This window comes from Neobacillus sp. S1227, assembly GCF_055385255.1.
This window is the reverse complement of record NZ_AP038276.1, coordinates 1,967,387-1,993,354: the sequence shown is the minus strand read 5'-3', so window position 1 is coordinate 1,993,354 and position 25,968 is coordinate 1,967,387. Positions and strand designations below refer to the sequence as shown.

At 39.9% G+C, this 25,968-nt stretch carries 22 protein-coding genes; 9 read left to right on the top strand and 13 right to left on the bottom strand.

From position 1 onward, the window contains the following. The 7 genes from ACZ5AE_RS10180 to ACZ5AE_RS10150 all read right to left on the bottom strand — a co-directional run bounded on the left by ACZ5AE_RS10180 (position 1) and on the right by ACZ5AE_RS10150 (position 10,464). Positions 1-1,188 (bottom strand): CaiB/BaiF CoA transferase family protein, encoded by a 1,188-nt coding sequence (locus tag ACZ5AE_RS10180; RefSeq protein WP_464571893.1) that lies wholly within the window; start codon positions 1,186-1,188, stop codon positions 1-3. Positions 1,189-1,230: 42 nt separating this feature from the next. Then, a complete protein-coding gene (locus ACZ5AE_RS10175) occupies positions 1,231-2,544 on the bottom strand; it encodes an MFS transporter (RefSeq protein ID WP_464571891.1) in 1,314 nt (437 codons plus the stop codon). A gap of 79 nt (positions 2,545-2,623) precedes the next feature. After that, a complete protein-coding gene (locus tag ACZ5AE_RS10170; protein ID WP_464571889.1) occupies positions 2,624-4,177 on the bottom strand; it encodes a fatty acid--CoA ligase family protein in 1,554 nt (517 codons plus the stop codon). 94 nt (positions 4,178-4,271) lie between these two features. Next, positions 4,272-5,705, bottom strand: a complete 1,434-nt coding sequence (locus ACZ5AE_RS10165; RefSeq protein ID WP_464571887.1) for an NAD-dependent succinate-semialdehyde dehydrogenase — start codon at positions 5,703-5,705, stop codon at positions 4,272-4,274. After that, positions 5,705-6,913, bottom strand: a complete 1,209-nt coding sequence (locus ACZ5AE_RS10160) for an iron-containing alcohol dehydrogenase family protein (protein WP_464571885.1) — start codon at positions 6,911-6,913, stop codon at positions 5,705-5,707. Before ACZ5AE_RS10160 ends, ACZ5AE_RS10165 begins: the two co-directional genes overlap by 1 nt. Before the next feature lie 187 nt (positions 6,914-7,100). Then, on the bottom strand, positions 7,101-8,720 hold the full coding sequence (locus ACZ5AE_RS10155) for a flavin-containing monooxygenase (RefSeq protein WP_464571883.1): 1,620 nt from the start codon (positions 8,718-8,720) through the stop codon (positions 7,101-7,103). 805 nt (positions 8,721-9,525) lie between these two features. Next, positions 9,526-10,464, bottom strand: coding sequence for an alpha/beta hydrolase (locus ACZ5AE_RS10150; protein ID WP_464571881.1), 939 nt, complete (start codon positions 10,462-10,464; stop codon positions 9,526-9,528). Between the two features lie 366 nt (positions 10,465-10,830). Here ACZ5AE_RS10150 and ACZ5AE_RS10145 point away from each other — a divergent pair, with 366 nt between their 5' ends. Then, positions 10,831-12,807 carry a sigma-54-dependent Fis family transcriptional regulator gene (locus ACZ5AE_RS10145; RefSeq protein WP_464571879.1) on the top strand — a complete coding sequence of 659 codons (1,977 nt, stop codon included), beginning with the start codon at positions 10,831-10,833 and terminating at the stop codon, positions 12,805-12,807. Positions 12,808-12,904: 97 nt separating this feature from the next. Here the strand turns inward: ACZ5AE_RS10145 and ACZ5AE_RS10140 are convergent, their stop codons facing one another. Next, positions 12,905-13,789, bottom strand: coding sequence for a LysR family transcriptional regulator (locus ACZ5AE_RS10140; protein ID WP_464571877.1), 885 nt, complete (start codon positions 13,787-13,789; stop codon positions 12,905-12,907). A 140-nt stretch (positions 13,790-13,929) separates the two neighbouring features. On the opposite strand from ACZ5AE_RS10140, the gene ACZ5AE_RS10135 reads away from it, so the two are divergent. The 3 genes from ACZ5AE_RS10135 to ACZ5AE_RS10125 all read left to right on the top strand — a co-directional run bounded on the left by ACZ5AE_RS10135 (position 13,930) and on the right by ACZ5AE_RS10125 (position 16,303). Then, positions 13,930-14,502, top strand: coding sequence for a carboxymuconolactone decarboxylase family protein (locus ACZ5AE_RS10135; protein WP_464571875.1), 573 nt, complete (start codon positions 13,930-13,932; stop codon positions 14,500-14,502). A gap of 188 nt (positions 14,503-14,690) precedes the next feature. Further along, the gene (locus ACZ5AE_RS10130) at positions 14,691-15,509 is read left to right on the top strand and encodes an NAD(P)-dependent oxidoreductase (protein WP_464571873.1); all 819 of its coding nucleotides are present in this window, start codon (positions 14,691-14,693) and stop codon (positions 15,507-15,509) included. Positions 15,510-15,748: 239 nt separating this feature from the next. Beyond that, on the top strand, positions 15,749-16,303 hold the full coding sequence (locus ACZ5AE_RS10125; protein ID WP_464571871.1) for an HXXEE domain-containing protein: 555 nt from the start codon (positions 15,749-15,751) through the stop codon (positions 16,301-16,303). A 725-nt stretch (positions 16,304-17,028) separates the two neighbouring features. On the opposite strand, the gene ACZ5AE_RS10120 is transcribed toward ACZ5AE_RS10125, so the two are convergent. Further along, positions 17,029-18,279: an ATP-binding protein gene (locus ACZ5AE_RS10120; RefSeq protein ID WP_464571869.1), complete on the bottom strand. Its 1,251-nt coding sequence runs from the start codon at positions 18,277-18,279 to the stop codon at positions 17,029-17,031. A gap of 468 nt (positions 18,280-18,747) precedes the next feature. On the opposite strand from ACZ5AE_RS10120, the gene ACZ5AE_RS10115 reads away from it, so the two are divergent. Further along, entirely contained in the window at positions 18,748-18,969 is a 222-nt protein-coding gene (locus ACZ5AE_RS10115; RefSeq protein ID WP_464573589.1) for a DUF1256 domain-containing protein, read from the top strand. Between the two features lie 220 nt (positions 18,970-19,189). Here the strand turns inward: ACZ5AE_RS10115 and ACZ5AE_RS10110 are convergent, their stop codons facing one another. Continuing rightward, a complete protein-coding gene (locus tag ACZ5AE_RS10110) occupies positions 19,190-20,446 on the bottom strand; it encodes an ATP-binding protein (protein ID WP_464571867.1) in 1,257 nt (418 codons plus the stop codon). A gap of 326 nt (positions 20,447-20,772) precedes the next feature. Between ACZ5AE_RS10110 and ACZ5AE_RS10105 the strand changes: the two genes are divergently transcribed. The 4 genes from ACZ5AE_RS10105 to ACZ5AE_RS10090 all read left to right on the top strand — a co-directional run bounded on the left by ACZ5AE_RS10105 (position 20,773) and on the right by ACZ5AE_RS10090 (position 23,023). Then, positions 20,773-21,027, top strand: coding sequence for a transcriptional regulator SplA domain-containing protein (locus ACZ5AE_RS10105; protein ID WP_213116252.1), 255 nt, complete (start codon positions 20,773-20,775; stop codon positions 21,025-21,027). Further along, positions 21,020-22,048 carry a spore photoproduct lyase gene (splB, locus tag ACZ5AE_RS10100; protein ID WP_464571865.1) on the top strand — a complete coding sequence of 343 codons (1,029 nt, stop codon included), beginning with the start codon at positions 21,020-21,022 and terminating at the stop codon, positions 22,046-22,048. Before ACZ5AE_RS10105 ends, splB begins: the two co-directional genes overlap by 8 nt. Positions 22,049-22,061: 13 nt before the next feature. After that, positions 22,062-22,484, top strand: coding sequence for a pyridoxamine 5'-phosphate oxidase family protein (locus ACZ5AE_RS10095; protein WP_464571863.1), 423 nt, complete (start codon positions 22,062-22,064; stop codon positions 22,482-22,484). Between the two features lie 269 nt (positions 22,485-22,753). Next, on the top strand, positions 22,754-23,023 hold the full coding sequence (locus tag ACZ5AE_RS10090) for a hypothetical protein (protein ID WP_464571861.1): 270 nt from the start codon (positions 22,754-22,756) through the stop codon (positions 23,021-23,023). Between the two features lie 106 nt (positions 23,024-23,129). On the opposite strand, the gene qoxD is transcribed toward ACZ5AE_RS10090, so the two are convergent. The 3 genes from qoxD to qoxB are packed head-to-tail and all read right to left on the bottom strand — an operon-like array spanning position 23,130 to position 25,955. Next, on the bottom strand, positions 23,130-23,411 hold the full coding sequence (qoxD, locus tag ACZ5AE_RS10085; RefSeq protein ID WP_464571859.1) for a cytochrome aa3 quinol oxidase subunit IV: 282 nt from the start codon (positions 23,409-23,411) through the stop codon (positions 23,130-23,132). 1 nt (position 23,412) lies between these two features. After that, positions 23,413-24,009, bottom strand: a complete 597-nt coding sequence (gene qoxC / locus ACZ5AE_RS10080; protein WP_464571857.1) for a cytochrome aa3 quinol oxidase subunit III — start codon at positions 24,007-24,009, stop codon at positions 23,413-23,415. Beyond that, positions 24,009-25,955, bottom strand: a complete 1,947-nt coding sequence (qoxB, locus tag ACZ5AE_RS10075; protein WP_464571855.1) for a cytochrome aa3 quinol oxidase subunit I — start codon at positions 25,953-25,955, stop codon at positions 24,009-24,011. The genes qoxC and qoxB overlap by 1 nt, the downstream gene beginning before the upstream one ends. Positions 25,956-25,968: the final 13 nt, after the last annotated feature.

Here is a 25,968-nt window from a genome sequence, read left to right as displayed (position 1 = left end):
TTAAATAATCCCCTTTTCCTTAAAACTTGTAATAGCTTCACTACTATAGCCAAGCTTGGCTAACACTTCATTTGTATCCTCACCTAATAATGGTGGTGCCTTTCGAACAGATCCTGGCGTATCCGATAATTTAAGCGGTATACCCAGCATTTTCAGCATCCCTATGGTCGGATGTTCTACTTCTTGAATCATTTCTCGTTGTTGAACCTGAGGATGGGACAGAAGTTCGGCCATGTTGTTGATCGGACCACTTGGTACACCCGCCCGTTTTAACCTCTTAATAATTTCCGAAGATTCCTTGCTCTTCGTATACTCAGTAATAATCCCTACGAGTTCTTCTCTGTTTGCCACGCGGTTCACGTTTACGGCAAATTTCGGATGATCTTTCAAATTATGAAGATCAAGGGCAACACACATTTTTCTCCAAAGCCAATCATTTGGCACTGCAATGATGATATAACCATCTTTCGCCTCGAACGCCTGATAGGGAACAAGGTTTGGATGGGCAGACCCTAATCGTCCAGGAACTTTTCCTGTTGCTAATACACCTTGCCCCAAGTAATTGGAGAGCGACACGATCGTATCCAATAAGGAAGACTCCACAAATTGGCCTTTTCCCGTCTTTGCTCTGGCCATTAGTGCAAGGACAATCCCAAGCGATGCATAAAGGCCGGTTGCCAAATCGACGATTGAAAACCCAACCTTAACTGGGGCCCTGCCTTCCTCACCGGTAACACTCATCAATCCTCCGAACCCCTGCAACAGCAAATCATAAGCCGGTTCATCCTTCATCGGACCGGTACGGCCAAACCCGCTGACCGCACAATAGACCAGCCGAGGGTTGATTTCTTTAAGCACTTCATACCCTAAGTCAAACTTCTCCATTGTTCCGTTACGGAAATTTTCGATTAATACATCAGAATCCTTTACCAGCTGTTTGACGATCCGTTGTCCTTCTTCCGTTTTGAGATTCAACGTAATGCCTTTTTTATTTTTATTGAGACTCATAAAATAAGTAGATTCCCCATTAATTTCTGGTGGAATATAGCTGCGGGTTTCATCGCCAACCCCTGGCTGTTCAACCTTAATCACTTCCGCTCCCATATCTGCTAATTGCATGCTGCAAAAAGGACCAGCTAGTGTTCTTGAAAGTTCTAATACTTTTATTCCTTCTAATGGACCAGCCATCCTAATGCCTCCTACATCTTTTTTAGATTAAAATTCAACTAATTACTCATTGCTAGCTTGGGCCAGCTCCTCAACGATTGTTTGTTCACCTTTTAGTTTAAGGAGGTATAGCGACGTAATCGAGATGACACAACAAATGATGATATACATCGTGATGGCATTGGCACTTTTAAATTTCTCCAGCAATGTTAAGGATATGGTAGGTGCCAATCCTCCTGCAATGATCGCAGCAAATTGATAGGCAAGCGATGATCCGCTAAATCTTAAATGGACAGGGAAGATTTCAGCAAGCAGTGTTGCTTGTGGACCATAGATGACAGCCGGGCCGATACTTAAAAGTACAATAGCGATTGCAATTGGTACGATCTCTTTTGTATTTACTAAATAAAAATACGGCAAAGCTCCTAAAAGTGTCATGATCATTCCGGAGAACATAATTTTCTTTCGTCCAAATCTATCAGATAAATGTGCTGCAAAAGGTACAATGAATAGGAAGGTGATCGCCACGAGCAATACAGCATTCGTGATCATTTGTTTATCCATGTTAAGTTGAGTTGTAGCGTAATAAATAGTAAATGTTGTACAAATATAAAAAGGAACATTATCCGCAAGACGTGTAAAAGCAGCTAATAAAATCTCTTTCGGATATCCTTTAATAGATTCCCAGACTGGCTGCTTTGCTGTGCTCTTCTCTTCTTTCAACTTTTTGAATTCTGGAGACTCTTCAATCCCCAATCGGATATATAAGCCAATAAACACGAGGGCAAAACTCAGAAGAAATGGAAGTCTCCATCCCCAAGCTTCAAAGGAATCTCCGGTAAGGAACATACATAGTGATACAATTAAAGTAGAGAAGATCATTCCAATTGGAACACCCAATTGCGTCATACTTCCCATTAAACCTTTTGATTTTTTTGAGCTCCATTCAACAGAAAGAGTGACCGAACCACCCCATTCTCCACCGACACCAATCCCTTGAATAAATCTTAATAAAACAAGAAAGACTGGTGCGAAAATACCAATGCTATGAAAAGTTGGCAATAATCCCATCAGGGTAGTACTAATCCCCATTAACAATAAGGAAGTCACCAACGCAGCCTTTCTCCCAATTTTGTCACCATAACTGCTAAAGATTATTGCCCCAATCGGACGAGCCAAGAACCCTACAAATAGGGTAATAAAAGATTGTAAAACTCCCATGAAAGAACTAGATTCCGGGAAGAACAATTGGGGAAAAACGAGCGCAGCCATTGTTCCATAAAGGAAAAAATCATACCACTCGATAGAAGTTCCTACAACACTGGCTAGGGCAACCTTCCTCATCTGTTTTTTTCTAACTTTTTCATCGATTTTCATCTTGAACCCCCTATTTTTGCAGCTAGATCATAATAATGTGCAGTTTCAGGAAATTTATATCGTTATTGCCCCGATTTTTCTAAAGTGCAACTTTATCAACCAGCTGTTCTTTTAATAGCCTTCTTAAAATTTTCCCCGTTCCACTTTTTGGCAGTTCATCGATGATTTCAATGGCCGAAGGAAGTTTATATTTTGCCAGATGTTCCTTGCAGTAGGCATGCAGCTGTTCCGCTGATAAATAAGGGTCTTTGATGACTACATAAGCTACAATGGCCTCACCGCGATCTGGATCAGGTACCCCAAAGACTGCTGCCTCCACTATGTCAGGGTGATGATAGAAGACCTCTTCTACTTCCCTCGGATAAACGTTATATCCTCCTACAATTATCAAATCCTTTTTCCGGTCAACAATATAAAAATAGCCATCTTCATCCATTCTTGCCAGATCCCCTGTGTAAAGCCAGCCATCTTTCATTACCCTATTTGTCTCTTCAGGCATTTTATAGTAGCCCTTCATGACGTTCGGGCCGCGGACAATCAGCTCTCCTACTTCCCCAACAGGAACTTCTTCGCCAAACTCATTGACCACTTTGTTTTCCACATGGCTGATGGATGTTCCAATTGATCCTGGCTTACGTTCACGGTTAAGAGGGTTAAAGGTAGTGGTTGGTGATGCTTCTGATAATCCATATCCTTCTAAAATCACCACATTAAATTTTTCCTCAAAATTTCTTAACAGGGAAACAGGAAGGGATGATCCCCCTGAGAAACAGAGCCTCAGCGATGCTAGATCCTTCGGGTTTCCTTCAGAAAATTGATAGAGGAAGTTAAACATCGTTGGTACGCCAAAAAATATCGTCGGTTGATATTTTCTACCTAAACGGAATATTTCCCTAGGGCTGAATCTAGGTACAATCAGCATAGCTGCCCTGCAAATAATGGCTGAATTCAAGCAATCAGTTAAACAAAAAACATGAAACATTGGCAGTACTGTAATAATGATGTCATCACTTGTAATTTTTAAGTCATGGCTTACGTCCATGGCATTGCTATACAAATTCTTATGGGTCAGCATCGCACCTTTGGGTTTTCCAGTTGTTCCGGATGTATAAAGAATAACAGCCACATCATCCTCATCTATTTGCGGTTCTTGAAAGTCCAAATTCCCGGAAGCCAGCAGACTAGTAAAGGATTTCAATTTAGGGTAAATGGAATGGCCTTGCAAATCCTCTGTCTTTTCATCCGTATCCACATACACATAGTGCTCTACTTTTGGCAGCAATGTTTGCATTTTCTCTAGTAATGGGATGAGCGATTTCAAGCAAACAACAGCCTTCACATCACCATTATCAAGGATATACCCGATTTCGTCGGCTGTATAAATAGGATTAATTGGAATGACAGTCGCGCCCAATCGGAACGCCCCATGTAAACTAATTACAAACTGAGGAGAGTTATCCAACAATAAGGCAATATGGTCCCCTTTCTTGACCCCTAATTGTTCCAGCCCAGAGGCAAATTGTGTAATCGCTTGATTCAATTCAGCATATGTACTTGATTCGTCCTTAAAGTAATAAGCTATCTTGCTGCCATCGTATTTTGCCGTTTCATGAAGCTTTGTTGAAAAATTCACCTGGTTTCTCCCCTTTGCCAATCTTTCATTTTAAAAATATTCTATATATCTAGGGAAACATTCTGTTCAAGAGACAGAACACTTCCCTGATTTTTTACCGGCTTTCACTGCGGATGGCTACAGAAACTAATTTCGTTTCAAGATAGTCTTCCAAACCATAGCGGCCGCCTTCTCTTCCTAACCCGCTTTGTTTTACTCCCCCAAATGGTGCTTGAACAGCAAATGGGGCCGGGTCGTTTACTCCTACCATTCCATAGTCAAGCTTTTCCGAAACCCGGTGTGCTCTCGAAAGGTCATTCGTATAGAAATAAGAGGCCAGCCCATACTCGGTATGATTTGCTTTTTCGATCACCTCTTCTTCCGTACTAAAACGAATTAATGGTGCAACTGGACCAAACGTTTCTTCATAAGTAATTTTCATGTCTTCGTTCACATCTGCTAGTACCGTCGGTAAATAAAAATAGCCATTTTCATATTCATTCTCAGTTGGCACTTTACCACCGCAAAGAATTCTAGCTCCTTTCCCTGCCGCATCGGTAACATGATCATGAGCTTTATCAACAGCCTCTTGGTTCACCATTGGACCCACTTGAGTACCTTCATTTAATCCATCGCCGACCACCATGGAGGCCACTTTATCTGCAAAACGCTTGGCAAATGTGTCATAAATGGAGTCGTGCACGTAAATACGATTCGCACAAACGCATTGTTGACCCGTTGAGGCAAACTTACTGGCAATGGTGCCTCGAATCGCAAGATCAATGTCTGCATCTTCAAAAACAATAAACGGGGCGTGTCCGCCAAGTTCCATGGATACACGTTTTACGGTGTCAGCCGATTGACGAATGAGCTTCTTTCCAACCTCTGTTGAGCCTGTAAAGGAAATTTTTCGAACCGTGTCACTAGCCATTAGTTCTCCCACAATATCAGAAGAATTCCCAACCACAAGGTTGACTACCCCTTTTGGAAGTCCGGCTTCATCAAACACTTTGAATAGCTCAAGTGATGATAAAGGTGCCTCACGGGATGGCCGGAATACAACCGTGCAGCCAACCGCCAAGGCAGGACCTAGTTTTCTCGCTCCCATTGATAGCGGAAAATTCCATGGCGTGATCGCTCCAACAACCCCAATTGGCTGCTTGATGACAGAAATTCTTTTATTTGGGGCAGATGCAGGAACGACATCCCCATAGACCCGGCGGGCTTCTTCTGCATACCATTTAAAAAAAGCAATCGTGCTCCCCACTTCATAGCGGGCATTATGAATGGATTTGCCCATCTCCTTCGTAATGGTTTGAGCAAAGTGCTCTTTTTTTGCCTCCAATAGTTCCACGACTTTATGCAAATAAGCCCCCCGCTGTTCACCGGTCAAACCAGACCATAAGGGGAACGCAGTTTTTGCTGCTTCTATCGCTCGTTTCGTTTCTTCTTTTCCTACTAAAAAAACTCGATCAACCACTTGACCATTAGCAGGGTTTTTTACTTCTAATATTTGTTCAGTTTCTAACCACTTTCCATTAATGTACATTACTCTGCAGAACCCCCTTCATGATGAAATGGCAGCACTTGAGCATAAATTTTCTTCACATCTTCTATAACAACTTTTCGCGGATTATTTGGAATAGTCCCCTTATCATCCATTGCATCATGGGCTAAACGATCGACCATTTCTGTTGTAAATTCAATTCCTAAATAGCTAAAATCTTTTGGTATATTTAATGACTGGTTAAAATCATTTAGTAAGTCTACTAATACTTCAGCAGCAACTTTATCATTCTCAAAAGTTAAGGAAGGTTCAAAGATTCTAGCAATCTCGGCATATTTCTTATAGTTTGAAATTAGATTATGTTTCATCACATAAGGTAATATAACCGCATTCGCCAGACCATGGGGTACATGGTAGATAGCTGACATCGGATGTGAACAGGAGTGAACCAGCCCAACACCGCCAAGACCAAAAGCCATACCAGCAATGGTGCTTGCTAGATGCACTTGTGATCTTGCTTCAAGGTTATTAGGATGTGCATAACTAGCTGGCAAATGATCTTTAAGCATTTTTATCGCTTGTATTGCTAAGCCATCCGTTATGGGAGTTGAACGTACAGATGTAAATGCTTCTATCGCATGGACCATAGCATCCATTCCTGTAGATGCGACTACATGGCGTGGAAGAGAAGTGGTTAACAATGGATCAACAAATGCAATCTTAGGTGCCAACTTTGGTGAAGCAACAACATATTTTCTGCCTGCCTCATGATCAGTGACCACTGAAACAGTCGTTACTTCAGAGCCGGTACCGACAGTCGTAGGTATTGCAAATAATGTAGGAATATCGTTAACTACTAGGTTTACACCACGGCGATAATCAAGGATATGGCCGGGATGACTAACCACTACGCCAACTGCTTTTGCGAAGTCCATCGCACTTCCTCCGCCAACGGCGAGAATCATGTCACATGATTTATCTCTATAAACCTCCGCCCCCTTCATGACCGTTACGGCATGAGGATTTGGCTCAATCTCCGAAAATACGACTGAATCAATCCCGTTTTCTTTTAAAAGGGATTGTATTTTATTTGGAATTCCAGCTTGAACAAGTCCTGGATCAGTGGCTATAAAAACGTTCGATTTATTGAACTCCTTAATTTTTACCGCTAAGCTTTCCTCAACACTGTTTACTCCAAAAAATACATTGGTAGGTAAAACAGATTGAAAATTTTTCTGACTTAGATTCATAATAACCTCCCTTATTCCTCACTTTTTATTGTTTGATAGTAAAACAGGGATCGGGAACATCGTGGTTCATTTTTATTCCCATAATTTCAAGCGCCATTTAGGATTAATACTTTTATAAACCGGTACGGGGTTTGGTATAATAGAGCCGGGTCTGAATATCCCGGCTCCATTGGCATCATCAATTTTATTACACGTTAGCCGTCGAACGGTTGAATACAAAGCCCTTATACCCCGCCTCTTCCAGAGCTGTTCTATAGCTTCCCAAGCCGGCCATGTAGAAATAGACCGCATTTTTCTTACCAGGGATGTTCGCTCCGAAAATCCACGAATCAGCCTTTGGAAACAGAGTCATATTGGCAATTGTACGGCAGGTTTCAACCCAATTATTCTCGGCCTCCTCGGTTGGTTCAATCGTGCTGATGCCTTCTTCGACCATGTACTTCACGGTATCGGAAATCCATTCTACTTGCGTTTCAATGCTTGGTGGCAGGTTGGTGAATGGGCCGTTTGGTCCAAGAATCATGAACAAATTAGGGAAATCGGTATTCGTCATGCCGAGATACCCTGTTGGTCCATCCGCCCATTTATCGCGCATCGTGACACCCCCGCGTCCGCGAATGTCAATCTTGGTATAATTTCCATCCACCGCATCAAATCCGGTTGCGTAGATCAGTACGTCCAATTCATATTCACCATCTGTGGTGCGCACACCTTTTGGCGTTATTTCTACGATTGGGTTCTCCTTGACATCGACGAGTGAGACATTGTCTCGGTTAAATGTATTGAAATAGCCATTGTCACAAAGCGGACGTTTGGCATAATAACCGGTTGGCGTCAACTTACGTGCCGTTTCAGGATCCTTTACAATCTCTTGGATTTTCTTGCGAATAAAATTGCAGGCAGCCTCATTAGCCTCCGGGTTGGTAGCAATGTCGTTGAAGGTACCGAACATGAAGCGGAATCCTCCTCCTTTATTCCATGCCTCCTCAAACACACGCTCTTGTTCTTCTTTCGAAACCTCAACCGCTGATACCGTGCTTTCCTCAAATCCGAAGGCGACGGCGGAGGATTTCACCTGTTTCCAGATCTCGCCGTAATTTTCCTTTATTTCTACTTTCTCAGCATCAGATTGTTGCTTTAATCCGATTGGTACACTGTATTGCGGAGTCCGCTGGAACACAGTCAGATGCCCGGCCTCAGGGGCAACCGCAATAATGACTTGAACCCCAGTTGAACCAGTACCAATGACGCCTACTCGTTTGCCTTTAAGGTCAACACCTGATTTTGGCCATCTAGCAGTGTGATATTGTTCTCCCTTGAAGGTCTCTCTGCCTTTAAAATTAGGGATATTGGTTGCTGATAGCAGACCAAGTCCGGTCACAAGATACTTTGCCGTGACGGTTTCACCCTTATCCGTGGAGACTTCCCAAACGTTTGCTTCCTCGTTGAAATAGGCTTTCATGACTTTGGTGTTAAACTGGAAGCTCCGACGCAGGTCGAAACGATCGGCGACGTCGCTCAGATAGGACAGGATTTCCGGCTGAGTTAGATAATTGTGCTTCCACTTTCCTTCCTGAAGCAGCTCTTTGTCAAAAGAGTAGCGGTAAACAAAGCTTTCGGTATCCGAAAGCGCTCCCGGATAGCGGTTCCAATACCAAGTACCACCAACATCAGAGCCATTATCATAGGCACGTACTGTTAGTCCTAGTTCATTGCGGAGTTTATGAACAGCGTAAAGGCCGCCAAACCCAGCCCCAACAACAACTGCATCAAAATCGACTTTGATTGACTTATTCTGATTCATCATGGTTCCCCCTCATTATCTTTATGTGCTTGTGGCTTTTGTTTGATGGCCATCAAATCTATTAGACTGTCATTTTCATAGGCCCTTTTCTAAAAGATTGTTGCTTTCCAAATGGAAGACGGCTCCTAGTAAAAAGAATTGACTTATTGACTGGGTGTAAGCGACCGAACGCTTATCAAAATAACTTTTCCCGTCGCATATAGTCTTTCTATGAGCCCCTACTCTTCAAAAAGTCGGTGGTTCGGCCGCATATGACCCTTCTATGAGCCCCTACTCTTCAAAAAGTCGGTGGTTCGGGCGCATATAGCCCTTCTATGAGCCCCTACTCTTCAAAAAATCGGTGGTTCGGGCTCATATAGCCCTTTTATGAACCCCTATGCTTGAAAAAATCCGCGGTTCGGGCGCATATACCCCTTCTATGAACCCCTATGCTTGAAAAAATCCGCGGTTCGGGCGCATATGGCTCTTCTATGAGCCCCTATGCCTGAAAAAATCTGCGGTCTGGGCTCATATAGCCCTTCTATGAACCCCTATGCTTGAAAAAATCCGCGGTTCGGGCGCATATACCCCTTCTATGAACCCCTATGCTTGAAAAAATCCGCGGTTCGGGCGCATATAACCCTTCTATGAGACCCTACTCTTCAAAAAATCGGTGGTTCGGGCTCATATAGCCCTTCTATGAGCCCCACTCTTCAAAAAATCTGCAAACCGGTCGTATATAGCCTTCTTATGCGCCCCTACGATTGAAAAAATCGGTAGTCCGGCCGCATACTCGCAAAAACAATATATTTACGAAACTAGCATTTTCTTATTTTTTTAGCGCCTGATACCAAGCTGCGATTCTACGGATTTCCTCATCCGCTTCAGGTGCGCGGCCGGCTAGGAATGGGAAAACATGCTGCATACCATCAACAACTGACAATGTAGCTTGTACACCAGCATCAGTGGCGCGGGCATGCAGCCGGCAAGCATCATCCTGCAGCATTTCAGCTCCACCCGCGTTGATATAGAGCGGAGGATAACCATTGAAATCAGCGTGCAGCGGATTGGCTAATGGATTACGAACCTTCGAACCGTCTTCACCAATAAACATCCCAATCATCCCTTGTAACAATGGAACGGTGATGAGCGCATCTGTAGCGGCGTTGCTCTCCAGTGTGCTGCCGGTTAGTTCCATATCAAGCCAAGGCGAGAAAGCAATGACGAAGCCGGGAAGTTCAAGTCCCAATTCACGGAATTTCAATACCGATGATACAGCAAGATTACCTCCAGCAGAGTCACCGATGGTGCCGATATCCTTTGCCTTAATGCCTGACGCAAGCAAGGCTTTGTAAACAGCAGCAGCATCCTCCAATTGTGCTGGGAAAGGATTCTCAGGGCTGCGGCGGTAATCCAATACAACAGAGGACACGCCCAAAGCCTTGGCCACATGGCCAGCCAGCTTGCGATGGCTCGAGGAAGACCCAACGGCAAATCCGCCGCCGTGAGTGTAGATTAATACTTTCGATTTGTCGCACCCAATTGGATACGCCCAGACCACATCAACTCCGCCGACATTGTCAGTCTTATACGTCACGTCTTCAGGCTCTAACGTAGGTTTTTCCCACTCGTCAAAAAGACTGCGCAAGTCTGCCAGCGTCATGTTAGGATTGGCCTCCATACGGTCGCTCCAATCCTGGTACAATGCCCTTAAATAATCTGCTTCCACTGATACAATTGTGGTTTTCTGCTCCATTGATTTCATCATTGTTTTCCTCCTTGTTTGTACGTTCCTTTGAATACGGTTTCAGAGCTGAGTGCTGCTCTTGGGTGATTCACTTAATTAATATGCAATTCCCGTGCCAAACTAAATTTTTAGTATTTTCAGCCTTTTCTTTATGTGTGATGTTAATGTGTGTAGCATTTTTGATACAAATAATTTTAAGAAAAGGGAAATAGCCCCTTACGTTTTCAACGATTCTTAATTTTGCAACACTTAATTCCCACTTTTGCTACAATGGAAATGGTAGAAACAAATGACTCAGAATCATTTAGAAAAAAGTAGATAGTTGACACTCACTGCCAATGGTATGTAAATTAATAATATTCGGAATAATTAAGAGGTGAGTACTATATGTCCCTTGTTCCTTTTTCAGACCCGATATCAAAAAATGAAATTATTCTACTCAAAAAAAAGTATCATGAAAAATGGGAAAGTTTCTTCTTTAATACCTTCCAAATCGGGCATCCTACTACGGAATTTACTGAAGTAAGAGATGTCATTTTAGAATCGTGGAATCGGAGTAAGCAGTATGAGGATCTGAATCCGATGATTCAAGGGTCAGTTAAAAATATCCCAGGTGAAGATCTAAATGAATTAAAGGAAAAAAATGAAGTTTTTCACTTAGCGCAGCCAGTACTTCAACAGGCGGGACAAGAACTTTCTAATGATAATCATGTGCTCCTGTTTTGTGACAGTAATGGTATCATTTTAGAGAGTTATGGGAATTCACGTTTAACTCATCAAATAGGAGACTCAGTGAATGCAAATAACGGAGCCCAGTGGTCAGAGCGTTGGGCAGGTACAAATGCAATAGGTACCTCCATCATTTTGAAACAGCCTGTTCAAATTTTCTCTTCCGAACATTTTTCTCAAAGCTGTCATGATTGGGTGTGCTCATCAGCCCCTATTTTGGACCCGCTTACTAGTGAATTATTAGGGATTGTTAACCTCTCCACCACCAGTGATAGTTACCATACTCTTAGCATGGTAAAAACCGTCGGAATCGTGAATCAAATAGAAAGAATTCTCTTTCACAATTACTACCAGGCACGTGAAATGATCCAAAACATTTACATTGAAGCGATAAGCAAATGGAAAAACCAGATTGTTATCTTATGTGACTCAAAGGGGAAAATAGTGAGGTTAAACAATCATGATCATGTCGATGAGAAGCAAGTGTTAATGTCACGCACAGTGGAAAAAAATGAATTTACCACGAAAAGAGAATGGGAAGAAGAAGTAACGCTCCATGGCTCTGAATATCGGGCACAATACAAAAAAATATTTTGGTATGATAGATTCATAGGTTATATTTCTATTTTAGAGAAAAAAAATAGAATGAGTCCTTCAGCTGCTAACCATACCCACTTTGCAAAATACACTTTTCAAAGCTTAGTTGGTGAATCGGAGGCATTTAAGCGGACGATTCATTTAGCTCGAGTTGCTGCTTCAAGTGATTCTAACGTTCTGATTACGGGAGATAGCGGCACAGGAAAAGAGTTAGTGGCCAATGCCATTCATCAAGCCAGCCATCGAGCGGATCATCCTTTTATCGCTATAAATTGTGCTGCGATACCAAAGGATTTACTTCCTAGCGAGCTTTTTGGATATGTGGCTGGTGCCTTTACGGGCGCTAATCCGAAAGGCAGCATCGGAAAGTTTGAGTTGGCGAATAAGGGAACCCTTTTCCTGGATGAGTTAGGGGATATGCCTCTGGAGTTACAAGTCCAGTTGCTTCGGGTCATTCAGGAACAAGAAATTGTCCGTATCGGGGATAGAACCCGAATCCCTATCGATGTACGTGTCATTGCAGCAACCAATAAAGATCTTCCTGTTGAAATACGAGCGGGGAAATTTCGAAAGGATCTTTTTTACCGCCTCAATGTCATTCATATTGAGTTACCTTCTTTACGTGAGCGTTCGAAAGATATCCTTTTACTGGCTGAAAATTTCGTTCAAAAGCTGACAGTAAAAAAACACCACGGCCCACATCATATAACTCCGGAAGCTATGGAGATTCTAAAAAATTATTCTTGGCCTGGAAATATTCGCGAGTTGGAGAATGCAATGGAATATGCAGTCAATTTTTCCACCAACGGTATCATTACCCCTGAAAGTCTACCAAAACATATCTATAAGCAACAGACCTTACCTATTAATACGATGAAAACAAATCCAGTCAAGCAGGCCGAATTAGACTGGATTATCCAGGCATTAAAACGTTCACAAATGAATGTCACAGATGCAGCGAAAGAATTAAACATGAGCCGCAGCACTCTTTATCGGAAATTAAAGAAATTGGGTTATGACATCAAAAGTCTAAATTAACCATTAGTACACCACAAAAAGGAGGTTTTCCATTTAAAGCCTCCTTTTTGTAATAGATTTAGTATAACTCATAAAGATAAAATTGTTTTTTCATGATTTATTTAATCGGTAATTGAGCTGAAATATATTGGATAAATTCACGAACTGCAGGTGAAGCATGTTTCCTTTTTTTTGATATCAATCCCAAATTCCAAGGAAAGCTTGGATTATCAATGGGGATCACTTTGATTAAATCTTGGTCGACTTTTTTTGAGATGGGTTTCGGACAAATCGAAATCCCTAAGTTTTCGCCAATCATTCCACTAATAAACCCCCACTCAGAAATTTCATAAGTAATTTTCGGACTAAAACCAGCTTTTAGGCATTCTTGAATAATGAGGTCATGAATGTATTCTTGCTTAAATAAAATAAAGTTTTCATTTATTAGTTCTTTCATTTTAACTTTTTCCTTCTGTGCTAATGGATGGGTATTATGGACGAAGAGCGACAGTTCTTCATAAACAAAGGGAATAACATCAAACTCCTTTTCATCCACCGGCAGCATAACCACACCAAGATCTATTACTCCGTCTCTGACTTCCTGTTTAACCTTATTTGAATCATCTTCAAAGATATTTATTTTGATATCGGGATACAGATTATTGAACCCTTTAATGATTTTTGGGAAAAACAAGAAACCAATAATTGGCGGTATGCCAATTTTTATTTTTCCTTTTTTTAAGTTTAATAAATCATATAAGTGAAAAGATAAATCATTTAGCGATTCCATAATCGTTTGCCCTTCGGTTAAAACAATTTCGCCTGCGTCCGTTAATTTGATTTTCTTTGCGGAACGGTCAATTAGTTCTACATTTAATTCATCTTCCAAACTTTTGACTACCTTACTTAGTGTAGACTGTGACAAGTGGAGTGATTGAGAGGCTTTGGTAAAACTTTTATATTTAGCTACTTCTATAAAGTAAGTGAGGTGACGTACGTCCATGACCGACATCTCCAATCTATGAAAAATATACATAATATCTATTCTAATTATTCATTTTACCCATAATTAATTAAGATGTATACTAAATGGGCACAAAGAATTAAATTATAGTGAAGTAATATTAGGAGAGGTGACACAAATTGTCTACTAATGAAAAGTTAAGTTCAAAAGTTGAAATTGATTTTCCTGATTTCACAAAATTGCCTGAGCAAGTGAAGCAAAGATATGAAAGCTTACCAACCATAGTGAATTTTTTCCGAATGATGGGATATAGCCCTGGTACCTTTGTGGAAGTGATGGATCTGACCGACGCCATTTTCAAAAAGCTCACCCTATCCGATTACCATAAAGAGCTTCTCATTCTGCAAGTTGCAGTATATGGAGGCTGCGAATATGAATGGGAACAACATGTTTCCATTTCCCAAGCAGCAGGTGTGCGTCACGATCAATTCATCGCCATCGCTGAACGACGATTTGATGAAAGTAAAGCATTCTCAGAACGTGAACAGTCCCTGTTGCGATTTGGGAAGTTTATGCTTGAACAAGGGAAAGTACCGGGTGTTGTATTCAAACACACGCTTGAGCAATTCTCCATTGAAGAATTGGCAGATGCCATGATTGTCATTGGGTATTACAATATGTTATCAGGCTTCATTCAAACCTTTAACATTCCGATTGATGCGCAGGAGAACGGAAATTGGATTAAAGGATAAGAGAAAAAAAGAAAAGTAAATAAGTAGGGAATAGTTTTGTTATCAATCTGATAAGGATTTGCGGGTGCAGAGCGCTTACCAAAAAAGTGTGAAACACTAAAGGCCTCTACCACCTCACCTTAAAACACTTTTTATTTGATATAACTAATATAAAAAACAAGAATAATGCGGAATAGGAGGAATTCATCATGAGTAAAAAAATTGGATTTGTAGGCTTAGGAACTATGGGCTTCCCAATGGCCGTGAATTTAAAGAAATCTGGTTTTGAGGTAATCGGTTATGATGCCTTTAAAGGTGTTTATGAGAAAGCAAGTGCTGCTGGAATAACCATGGTAGAAACTTTGAAAGAAGTGGCGGAACAAGCTGACGAAGCGGTTATCTCTATGGTTCGTGACTATGCTCAAAATGTTGACGTTATTTTTGGTGAAAACGGTCTATTATCTGCACAGCCTAAAGATAAAACAATCATTGTCATGAGTACTCTTGACCCTGATACCATGAATCAATTGGGAAAAAAAGTCGAAGCAGAAAGTGATTTGAAGTTAATTAGTGCTGCTGTAAGCGGCGGCGCTTCAGGTGCTCAAGCAGGAACACTATCAATTATGACATCAGGTTCAGAGACCATCGTTAAATCATTCCAACCATACTTTGATGCGATTGGGTCCAATATATTCTACTATGGCGAGGAGCCGGGCAACAGCCAAGTAGCAAAATTAGTAAATAATATGATTTTAGGTATTAATATGAACGCATTAGCTGAAGGACTGAAATTAGGGAAACACTACAACTTACCTCAAGAAGAGATATTAAACCTATTAAAAGTTAGTACGGGTGATAGCTGGGTAGTTAGAAATTGGAGCGATGTTTCTGAGTGGACAGCAGACACTGCCTTAGCTGTTTTACTTAAAGATCTAAAAGCGGCATATAACGAAGGGCTTAAACACAATGTAACTTTACCATTAAATGCCTTATCCTCAACACAATTGTTCAACTCTATGGGGAAATAGATATCAGAGGCTTAATAATGGAATAACCATGTTTATGTCCCCACCCGCATTACCTGTTATCCAAGCTTGGTGTCACTGAACCCCCTCTTGCAGCTGCTAGGGGGTTTTTTGATTTCTCTCTTAGTTATCCACAATCACTCAGTTAGTGTGTTCAACATATAAGGATTGAAACTCCTTTCAAGGCATAAATATAATTATCGACAAGCTTCAATTGCCCGGTTCAGGTCAGGAGGTATACTATGATAGAAGCATTTTATGAACTTATCAAAATTGAAATAATTATTTGGGTGTTCCCTGTCATGTTTATGTTCCATGCCTTAGAAGAGATCATAACTATTGAGAGTTTTATAACTAAATACAAAAAAAAAATTGCAAATAATTTCTTCACCAAGCTTACACTAACCATAAAAAATAGGTTGGGTGACAAATCTGCCAAACTTGCTATTAGTATGGCATGGATTTTGTTATTTATCTCATTTATCACAATTATGACCGCCAGCCTACTGCCATTAAGGCCAAACTTTCTCCTATTTATGGCTATATTTAATGTTTTTTTTCTCCAAGCATTTTCCCATGTTGGTCAAACAATCGTTTTCCGTGATTATACGCCTGGTGTTATAACAGCGTTTTTTATCGTAATACCCTATTCTCTTCTAACCTATTACTCCTTGATCGAACTTGGGTTCATTGACAAACAGTTAATATTCAAAAGTATTCCTCTCACTATTTTGATGGCAGCCATTTTTCTAATTGGGAATCTTCTAGGACAAAAATTAATTCGTTATTCTGACTAATCATAAATGAAGGCAGCCGTTTTTTAATCCTACAAAATTGAATGTAATCAACAAGCCAACTGCTGCAAACCTTATTTCACTCCTTCTTTTTTACTAAGCCGGAAAAAAAATTAACGGGTTTACTTGTGAGGTGCAAAACAGCAAATCGCAGTCCAGAACAAATAACAACTCAAGATATTTCACAGTCAAAAAGCTTAGAGATGCAAATATCTCTAAGCCTATTTTGACTTATTCTTTACTAACTAAGCATCGTAAGTTGTACCTAGTTTATTAGACGGGAAAGTGAAGTTGATTAATAAGCGGAGAAATTTCCCTTAATTAAGAATTAGCATTGAAAATAGCCTAAATAAACGGAAAAATTCCGCCTATTTACTCAAAAAACAAGAAAATAGGTAATTTTGCTTTGCTTAGGCGGAAAACCTCCGCTTATTTACCCCGAAATGAGCTCTTTTTTCAGAATAACCGGAAAATCTCCGTTTTTTTAGATATCACTGGTTACACAATCAACGAAATAACAAATAATTTACACATCCTTGTGATTTTTTATGTGAATGAAGTCAAAATAAGCAAATAAATTTTACCAAAACGTTGATAAATCAATAAAAAACGCACTGTGAATTATACCGTGAATTCTAGTGCGTTTTCATATGTGTTTTACAATGTTTGCACCTCTAAAGTAAACCCTTTAGGGAAAAAAATCCGGCTTGTTTGAAATAATTTTCCCTTTAGGTTATCTGAGGCAAAAGAATAATAAATTCTGTTCCAATCCCTTTTTCACTTTTCACTTGGATCTTGCCTTTAAAAGAGCGGATAATTTGATAGCTTACCATCATTCCGAGTCCTGTCCCGCTTTCCTTTAAGGAATAATACGGTGAGCCAAGGCGTGCAATTTGCTCTTGGCTCATCCCAATTCCTTGATCCTTAATACTAATTTTAATATAGCCATCTTCATTTGAATTACACGAAATCCACACTATTCCACCGTTTGGCATCGACTCAATTGCGTTTTTCAAAATATTAATCAACGACTGGTTTAATTTTTGGGGATTGGCAAAAACCCAACCGTTTTCAAAAATATCCGTTTTTATCAAAACATTATGGCCAAGGGCGTAACTGTGAATAAGATTAACCACTCGATTTAATTGATTCCCTACATCCACTCTTACTTTGTTATGGTTGGATGGTTTTCCAAAAGATAAGAAATCACTAATAATTTCATTGGCTCGATCTAATTCTTCAATGGATAGCTGGATGTATTCCTTCTTCTTTTGAGCCAAATTGGGCTCGTCAAGAAGCTGCAGAAAACCGCGGGTCACCTGCATTGGATTTCTAATTTCATGAGCGAAAACACTTGTTAGCTCACTGATTACTCGCAATTTCTCTGAGTCATGCATCTCTAGCCGCAACTGGTGGATTTCCCTGATTTTTTCAATTAACAAAGTGAAGGACCAGGTAGATACCACTACAAAAATCAAATGAATCATCTGTATTTTAAGATCTTCAAACGTAAAACCTCTTAGTATCCCAAAAACAGTAAGGCCAATTAAACAGTAGTAAACAGAGAGGCCCGCTGCAATTATAACCCTTTTATCTTTTTTCGTATTTTTGAAAGACTTTTGAAATAACAAAATAATAGGAAGTGATAACAATAAGACAAGAACGGTATTATAAAATCCGACGCTGATTCCGAAATAAAGTCGATACAGTATGATAAGGCCTGAAAGGAAAATACTCGACCAAAATCCTCCATATAGGCTTCCTAACAAAAGAGGGATAATTCTTAACTCCAACCTGGCATTTTGACCAAAGCTCACGGGAAAGGACATGCAAAGTAATATTGACATTCCCCACAGAATGGTCATGAAAACGTGTCTATTTTTCTCACTCTTCACCTTCTCCATAACAAAGGTGGAGTAAATAAATATGGGAATAACCGTAAGTGTTAGCTGCAGCAAAAAATCCTTAATTATGCTCATCTTCGTTACCTTTCATAAACCGGCCAAAAATTCTATAAGTAATATTCATATTATACTTTATTTTTATCATAATTTGTCGACTGGTTTTTGAAAAAAATGTAATTTTCTAATATTAAAGAGCGGATGTAATGGAATAGCTGTAGCAGGTCCAATGCATCAATGTTTTGACCTTTAAAAAGGGAAGTTTTTTAAAATCTGATATCTAGACATGTAAAATTCCTTTTTATCCGCCTTCCAGGAGGGGATTTTTTACTTTCCATCGAATACATGGATATAAAAAATTAAGAAAAAGAAGGTGATCATCTATTGAAGAAAACTATCCCTTACTACGGAGGCCTTAAGTTGTGTTTTGCCAAAGAATAGAAAGGTGCTGTTTCTCTGTGTCGGCACTAATAGAAATACCGTGATAGTTTAGGTCCTTTAGTTGGTTCAATACTGAAAATAAGGGATATTATGTTCTAGGGTACAATAGATGATCCAGTTGTTCATGGGATGAACCTAAAAGAGAATATTAAACTTGCTAGAGAAAAATATAAGGATTATTTATTTGTTGCAATAGATGCTTGCTTAGGTCGTGCGAAGGAGGAGATCGGAAAGAATTACTTATATTGGGGCCCTTTATATCCCGGTACTGCAGTTGGGAATAATTGGCTACCTCCTGCCAGCGATTTATCGATAATAGGCTGGTAAATGTTGATGCATATCCACAATTGAACTTAACGATCACGCACTTCAGCATACACCATTATCTTTTGTTTTAAAAATGACTGACGAAATTGTTAATATTTGTACCAACGCATATCCATTACATGTGGTAAATGGAACCAGGTATAAATAGGCAGAATAAAAAAATGGCGGCAAGCAGCGAAATGGTATTTTCCATTCACTATGCAATCCGCCATTTCAAATTTTAACCAGTCACTGCTGGTAAAGAAAGGATGACCTCTGTACCTTTACCAGGTGAACTATGAATCCTAATCTTACCATTCATACTTTCAATGATTCTGTAAACCACCATCATCCCCAGCCCAGTTCCGTTTCCTGTCATGGTAAAATAGGGCTCACCTAGCCTTTCAAGCACTTCCCTGCTCATTCCGATTCCCTTATCCAGTATGTGGATATGACATTCCCTATCCTTGAGATCAGTTTTAATGGTGATACTTCCACCATTCGGTAAGGCTTCAATACTATTTTTCAAGATGTTCCCCAAGGCCTGTACCATTTTTGCTGGTTCTCCAAGTACATAACATTGGCAGCTAGATTGCTGATTGGAAATCTGGACATTATACTGATTGGCATATGGTTCCATAATCGAAACCGCTTCCTTTATGGTAACTTCGATATCCATTTTTTCCATTTGGTTAGGGTAAGGTCTGGCAAATGTTAAATAGTCTGTAACAACCCGGTCGACGCGGTCAATTTCATCAAGAGCTAATTGAAATAACGACTCTCTTTTTTCCTGAGACATGGTTTGGTCAGATTTCAGTAATTGCACCATCCCGCGGGCAGTGGTTAACGGGTTTTTGACCTCATGGTTAACTGCAGCTGCTAAATGGCTCACCGTCTCGAGCCTGGCCGTTTGAAATATCTCCATCCGCTTTCGATAATTCTTCTGTATCGCTTCCTCAGACAAACTTACTAGAATGATCCCTAAAAGGTTCACAATGAGATAGTTAATCGAAAAATTAATGGTGTTTGTTTGAATAAGGCGGTCAGCTCCATAAAAAAGAACAATAATCGAAAAAAGCATATTTATGCCGGCAGCTAAAAACACTTTACTAAAAGTTTTCAATCGAGAATAAATAGGTCGAATAAAATGACCAATGAAAAACAGTAAAACTGTACTAATGATAGAACAGAATATTCCCTGACCACCTTGAAAGATTCTAATGAAGATAGTTTCGATTGCGAGTAAAAATCCGATGAAAGGGCCGCCATACAAGGTACCCAGCCAAAGTGGGATTCTCCGCAAATCAAAATTCAAACCGTTATCTTTATAGAAGGAAAATACCATACAAAACAATATGGCAATTCCATAGGTGACGAGAATTCCATACTTTTTTACAAAGGAACTTTCAGGCTTGCTTTCATTCCAGAATTGATGAACAATCATTGCGATGATAATAACCAATAAGTTAAAAAGCATATTACTGCTTTCATTAATCATTAAAAATTCCCCTTCATCTGCATTTCCTTCTATCTAATGTTGTATCACGATTTGGTTCTTGGAATTGAAAACGCTTAACCTAAAAAGATATTATCATAGACGAAATAGAATTCCCATATTAGTTTAATCAAAATTGAAAGAATATTTAATCAAGAGGAAATCCGAACATATCTTATTTTATTGTTTAGGAAATTATGGTGAGTTTTTGTAAACTTTTCATATTTATTTTTGCTGTAGAAAATAACTTCATTTATTTTGGAGAAAAATAATCAAGGATTTGCATGGATATCTTAATAAACAACATTTAGGAAAGGAAGGATGAAGCCATGTCGATTCAATCCTTTCAACCAGGACAAATAGTATATGTAATCATTCGTAATCCTCATGCACAGGATGTGGCCAATGTCCAGGAAGCAGCGGTTGTCCAAAATCCTGAGTCACCAGGTGACTTGGCGCTGTTTGTGTATGAAACCTATTATCCATTAAATGATGAAGTAGCGGTTTTCAGCTCTTCGTCCGAGGCAGAAAATGCCTTTCAGGAAGCATTCGGTTACACAGAAATCGAGGGTTATTATGGTTAAACCCTTTGTCCCTCAACTCGTCTATGTAGAACCCGATGCGCTAACCTATCCACTTGGAAAAGAGCTTGTGGCCAAATTTGAAAATATGGGGATTGAGATAAGGCAAACTACCTCTCATAATCAAATTCGAAATTTGCCCGGGGAAAATGACTTTCAAAGGTATCGAGTCGCCAAATCAACACTCGTGGTCGGAGTAAGAAAAACGCTGAAATTTGATACATCCAAACCTTCAGCAGAATATGCTATTCCCTTTGTAACAGGGTGTATGGGACATTGCCATTATTGTTATTTGCAAACGACGATGGGCAGTAAGCCATATATACGCACCTATGTCAACATTGACGATATTTTTGAAGCAGCCGAAAACTATATGAAAGAGCGTGCCCCAGAACCAACAAGATTTGAAGCATCCTGTACTTCGGATATTGTTGGTGTCGATCATTTGACCCATACCTTAAAAAAAGCGATTGAGTTTTTCGGTGATTCTGAATATGGGAAGCTTCGGTTTGTCACAAAGTTTGCCCATGTCGACCATTTACTCGATGCGAAACATAACGGAAAAACCCGCTTTCGGTTTAGCATGAACGATGATTATATCATCAAAACTTTTGAGCCAGGCACCTCCCGCCAGCACGAAAGAATTGAGGCGGCTGGAAAAGTCGCAAATGCAGGATTTCCTTTAGGTTTTATTATCGCTCCTATCTATTTACATGACGGCTGGAAGGAAGGCTATAAGGAAATGTTTGAAAAATTAGAGGCCGAGCTTCCAGATACAGCGAAAAAGGATTTAACTTTTGAGTTGATTCAACATCGCTTCACCAAACCGGCTAAAAAGGTCATCGAAAAAAACTATCCAATGACAAAATTGGAATTGGATGAATCCAAGCGAAAGTGGAAATGGGGACGCTACGGGATTGGGAAGTACGTATATACCGACCAGGAACAGGAGGATATCAAAGATACCTTGGGTTCATATATCCATAAATATTTCCCTGAAGCGAAAATTGAGTATTTCACTTAAAGGAGTAGATTTCATGACAAATTCAGATCTAAAAGATAAAGTCCAGAAGGTTATCTCAGACCACAATACGGGCATACTTTCAACAGTTGAAAATAATAAACCGCATTCCCGATATATGACTTTTTATAATGACGAATTAACCTTATATACACCAACAAAAAGGGATACTGAAAAAATCGGGGAAATTGAGAAAAATCCGAATGTATCTGTTTTATTAGGCTATGAGAAAAAAGGACAAACAGATTCCTATGTTGAAATAACCGGAACTACTGCTGTTAATGATTCAGCCCAACTGAAACAACAATATTGGGAAGAGTCATTTAATCAATGGTTCAACGGTCCAGACGATCCGAACTATATTTTTCTTGAAATAAAACCAGAAACCGTTCGTATTATGAATCTTAATGGTGAGCCGCCACAAGAAATAAATTTGTAGACATAACAAAAAATTTACTTTTTCGCAAATAATTAGGAAGCACTTGACCCACTAAACTGACATTAAATAGGCACTTTACCGGTTTTTAGGATTCAGTCATGTAACTGAATCCTTTTTGGTGTCTTCTTTATATACCACATATTTGTGACAAGTTTAAAATATTTTTTGACAATTTTGTGAACAAAGTTTTGACAATTTTGTGAACTCGGTGAATAATAATAGTATAAGGATTTGCAAAACTAAATCATCCCCATCCCAAGGAGGTTGTAATGATGAAATCACGATTGAAAATATTACATGCAACAAAATGGGCCGGCAGTATTACCTTACTAACAGGTATCATGGTTTTTTTGTACGGAATTGTAAGCGGTTTAATGCCGATCACAGGGATTGGGATTGGTACCATTGTGGGGGCAGTAATGTTCTTTTTGATGGGAATGTTTTTTATAGCGACTGAGGAAATGGTAGAAAAGACAGATAAGGGATTAGAAATCCCACAAATGCCAATAAAACCAAGATTATATTTAGTAAAAAGATAACTGAAAATCCGCCGATTGGCGAGTCCGATAGGACGAAGCCAGAGATGCAGTTGAATTAACTAAAGAAAGAGAGCGTCTGTAAAAGACGCTCCCTTCTTCAATTTATTTACATATCCCAAAGGAAAATGAGTAATGTTCCAAAAACGGTAATCAGGGCCATGGCAATCATAAAATATACCTTGCCATAAATAACCCACTTATCTTCTGATTCGCCAGCGTGCATAAACACTACAAGCTGCAGAAGAGCCTGAACAAATGCTGTGACAACTAGGACAACCATTCCTTGTGCAAAGGACAGTTTCAAGAAATAGACTGCAAGAGCAGCAGCTGTTAGAACTAAGGAAAAGACAAAACCTATTATTTGTTTTCGCGGGAATAATTCGCTCATCTTACATCATTCCTTTCAAATAGATGAAGCTGAAGATGAAGATCCAGACGACATCCAAGAAATGCCAATAAAGTGAAAAGATAAAGGATTTATTCGCAGTTTCAGGCTTTAAGCCCCGCTTTTTCACTTGCAAAAGGATAGCTGTTCCCCAGAATAATCCGAAGGTAACGTGCAGTCCGTGTGTTCCTAATGTAGTCATGAGCATGGCTGTAAACGCACTAGTTTGCAATGTTGCACCATCATGGATATAGGTGATAAATTCATCAATTTCAAAGCCTAAGAACCCTAGACCAAGAAGGAGTGTAATCACAAAGAAGGTCATCATTGCTTTTTTGCGTCCAAGACGCATGGCGTGAACGCCAAGTCCAATTGTAAAACTACTTGTTAATAACAAAAGTGTTTCTATAATAACAGGAGCTATTTCAAAAATCTCAGTGCCACTAGGACCGCTCCCGGTTCTATGCTCTAACGTAAAGTAAGAGGTAAACAGTGTCGCAAACAGCATAATTTCAGCAGCAAGGAAAACCCAAAAGCCAAAAATATTCAATCCATTTTGTTTTGTACCATATTCTAATGGCAGCGAGTGATCGACGTTCATTATTTAGCACCTCGCAGTTTTGTTTCAGTTTCTTCTATTTCTTTAACAGAAATATAACGTCCATGGTCCTGTTCAAACGAGCGAAGAGCCATACAAGCCAAAATCCCAATTAGTGAAAGAATTGCCGGAATCCATAAGGAGAAGACCAGTGAAAATCCAAGCACAAAGAAGATCGCGCCCATAATAAATGGAACTCCGCTGTTATTTGGCATATGAATTTTTTCCACTTTTCCTGGGAACAGCTCGTGACCTTTTTTCTTGGAATCCCAGAATCCTTCACTAGAAGCAACCTGAGGCTCGACGGCAAAGTTGTATTCCGGTACAGGAGTATGTGTTGCCCATTCAAGAGAACGTGCATCCCATGGATCTGCACCAATATTTCTTGGTGAATAACGAACACTGTAATAAACATTATAGACAATTAACGCAAAGCTGATCGCCATAACACCTGCACCAACGAATGAAACCATATTTAATGGTCCATAGCCTGTTGCTTCGGAATAAGTGTACATCCGGCGTGCCTGACCGTCTAAACCAGTAATGTACATTGGGAAGAACGCTAAGCAGAATCCGATCGTAAGCGTCCAGAAAGACCATTTACCGATTCGTTCATTCAACATGAAACCAAACATTTTTGGCCAATAATAGGTTAGACCAGCAAGCATAGCAAATACTACACCTGGGATAATCGTGTTATGGAAGTGAGCCACTAAGAACATTGTGTTATGGTACTGATAGTCAGCAGCTGACATCGCAAGCATAACCCCTGTCATCCCGCCGATTACAAATAACGGAATAAACCCTAGAGAATATAACATTGGAACGGTAAATCGAATTTTCCCTTTCCATAACGTAAATAACCAGTTGAAAATCTTAACACCTGTTGGTACTGCGATCATCATTGTTGTAATAGAGAAGAAGCTGTTTGCAACTGCCCCCTGCCCCATCGTAAAGAAATGGTGCGCCCAAACCATACAGGATAATGCTGAGATAATAACCATTGATGCAACCATTGATTTATAGCCATAAAGGTTACGGCCGGCAAAGGTTGAGATAACCTCACTGTAAATACCAAATGCAGGTAATATAAGGATATAAACTTCAGGATGTCCCCAAACCCAGAATAGGTTGGCCCAGAGCATATCCATACCGCCATTTGTGGTTGCAAAGAAGTGAGTTCCAAACAATCTGTCCATGGTTCCCATCGCAAGCGCAACTGTAATGACAGGGAAAACCGTTACGATAATAAGGTTTGTTACTAAAACAGACCATGTAAACATCGGCATTTTCATTAAGGTCATGCCAGGTGCTCTCATTTTCATGATCGTTGTAATCATGTTAATACCTGTCATCAGCGACCCGATACCGGATATCTGTATCGCAATCATATAATAGTTCGTACCGACATGTGGACTGAAATCATTCCCTGCAAGCGGGAAATAAGAAGTCCATCCTGCATCAGGAGATCCGCCGATAACAAAAGAGATATTAAACAACATTGCACCAAAGAAGAACAGCCAGAAGCTTAATGCGTTCAATCTTGGGAAGGCCACGTCACGGGCGCCAATTTGTAATGGAACAACATAGTTCATGAAAGCAAAGATGAATGGCATTGCCATAAACATGACCATGATTACCCCGTGTGTTGAGAATACTTCATTATAGTGCTGTGAATCTAGCAATTTATTATCAGGTACTGCCAGCTGGGCACGAAGCATAATCGCGTCCACCCCGCCGCGGAACAACATAATTAAGGCAGAGAGTAAATACATAATTCCAATCCGTTTATGGTCAACTGTTGTTAACCATTCACGCCATAAATATCCCCATTTCTTGAAATAGGTTAGGCCTGCAATTATGGCAACTACTGTTAGGCCAATCGCTACCATAGATGCATAGATTGCCAGACTTGGATTTGGTATGGCAAAACGTTCAAAGAACTCCATCCTCTATTAACTC